Genomic DNA, 606 nt, shown 5'->3' on the forward strand with positions numbered 1-606 from the left:
CCCGCCGACCACACCGGCAGCGACGGCGCGAAGCCCCGCGGCCCCAAGCCGGACCCGTCCATCGGGCGAGGTGGGGGCGATTCCAACAAGGGCGGCACCGTTCAAGCGGGCCGCGACGCCTACCGGCAACTACATCAGAAGAAGGAGTGACCATGCCTCGCATGAAGGTTGAGTCGTTCTCGGGCGGGAATCGTTCCTGGCTCGCCTCGGCTCACGCAATTGTCAACAACCACACCGGCACGCTCGACGTGTCGAAGTTCACCAAGGGCACCAGCCTGACCGATGGGCACTACCCCAAGGGGTTCTTCCCGTCCGGCCTGGAGCTCAACATCGCCAACCTCGGCGCGATCGAGCCGTGGACGGGTGCCTCGGGCGAGAAGCTCGGGTTTCTGTTCTCCGACGAGGCTACCGATGGGGTCTCTGATCTCGCGGTGCCCGTCGTGTGGCACGGCTCGATCAACGTCTCCAAGCTCCCCAAGGCGCACGTCGAGCCGCAAACCGGTTCCGACGCGTCGAAGTTCGACCTCGTGAAGGAGGGCTGATCCATGGCTGAACTGTGGACTGACCTGATCGACCCTGCCGAGCTCACCGGCTATGTCCGTGAGG

The 606-nt window shown here is 65.2% G+C and carries 1 protein-coding gene; it reads left to right on the forward strand.

The window, feature by feature from the left end:
- Positions 1–161: 161 nt before the first annotated feature.
- Complete coding sequence (locus tag ACTNEW_RS16330) at positions 162–542, forward strand: hypothetical protein (RefSeq protein ID WP_441042085.1); 381 nt, start codon at positions 162–164, stop codon at positions 540–542.
- The last annotated feature ends 64 nt before the right edge of the window (positions 543–606 follow it).

Origin of the sequence: Blautia sp. HCP3S3_G3, from assembly GCF_052063365.1 — a bacterium.
Taxonomy (GTDB): Bacteria; Bacillota; Clostridia; order Lachnospirales; family Lachnospiraceae; genus Blautia_A.